Source organism: Amycolatopsis sp. SID8362 (assembly GCF_010550475.1).
Lineage (GTDB): Bacteria > Actinomycetota > Actinomycetes > Mycobacteriales > Pseudonocardiaceae > Amycolatopsis > Amycolatopsis eburnea.
Genome location: NZ_JAAGNB010000719.1, coordinates 1 through 1131, shown reverse-complemented (window position 1 = coordinate 1131; position 1131 = coordinate 1). Strand labels below are relative to the sequence as shown.

General features: G+C 73.6%; 2 protein-coding genes. One reads left to right on the top strand and one right to left on the bottom strand.

What is annotated here, in order from left to right; translation table 11 throughout:
* On the bottom strand, window positions 1-501 hold a 501-nt coding region (locus G3I65_RS22015; protein ID WP_160697785.1), incomplete at its 3' end, for a MerR family DNA-binding transcriptional regulator.
* Between the two features lie 17 nt (window positions 502-518).
* Between G3I65_RS22015 and G3I65_RS22010 the strand changes: the two genes are divergently transcribed.
* Window positions 519-1131, top strand: a 613-nt coding sequence (locus tag G3I65_RS22010) for an erythromycin esterase family protein (protein ID WP_160697784.1), incomplete at its 3' end; no start/stop codon positions are given.

Genomic DNA, 1131 nt, shown 5'->3' with positions numbered 1-1131 from the left:
GTCGCGGACGTCGGCGGCGCGGAAGACCCGGTAGCCGGTCGCCCGGTTCCGCTCGGGGACGAGGATCCCGGCGCGTTCCCACGCCCGCACGGTCGCCGCGGTGACGCCGAGGCGGTGCGCCAGCTCGCCGATCGACCACTCCTGGCCGGCGGGTGCCGGGGCGGGCTCGCCGGTCAGGTCGCCGATGGCCGCGCGCACCGTGTTGAGGGTTTCGCGGTCGCGGGCGAGCTGGGCGTGGCCGCGGTCGACGAGCGCCAGCGCGCGGTCGACGTCGCCGGTGTTGACGGCGGTCATGATGCCGCCGGCCGTCGCGTGGCCGTACGCTCTGACCAGCGCGAGGAACGCGCGCAACGCCGCCGCGTGCAGCTCGGTGTAGACGCGGTAGCCGCTTTCCGTGCGTGCCGCGGGCGGCAGGAAGCCGTCGCGTTCGTAGTTGCGGACCGCCTGCGTGGACAGGCCGTGCTCGCGGGCCAGGTCAGCAGGTCTCAATAGAGTGTTCAAGGATACGATTCAACCACATGGACGTCACGGACTTCACCGCCGAACTGCTCGCGTTCGGCGAGCCGACCCACTTCGAACCGGCCTTCGCGCGCATCCGCAACGAGCTCTTCGCGCGGCTGACCGCCCACGGTTTCCGGTCGATCGCGCTGGAGACCGACCGCGTCGCCGCGCTCGACGGCGGGTTCTCGCACGGGTTCGGCGAGGTGCGCGCCAACCGGCAGCTGCTCGAGTGGCTGCGCGAGTACAACGAGACCGCCGCCGAGCCGCTTTCCTTCCACGGCTTCGACGCCCCGACCGAGATGTTCAGCGCGCCCAGCCCGCGCCGCTACCTCGAACACGTCCGCGACTACCTGGGCCTCGACGTCGACGTCGAGGCGGGGGACGACGAACGGTGGAGCCGCTCCGAAGCCATCCTCGACCCGGCCGAGTCGCCCGGCGCCACGCTGGAGGCCCGCGAGCTGCGGATCCTCGCCGACGACCTGCTCACCGCGCTCCACGCCGACGCGCCCCGGCTCATCGCGGCGACGTCGCGCGCCGCGTGGGACCGCGCCCGGATCCACGCGACCGCCGGGCTCGATCTGCTGCGCTACCACGCGGCTTCGGCGCGGCCCGGGGACCGGGACACGCGGA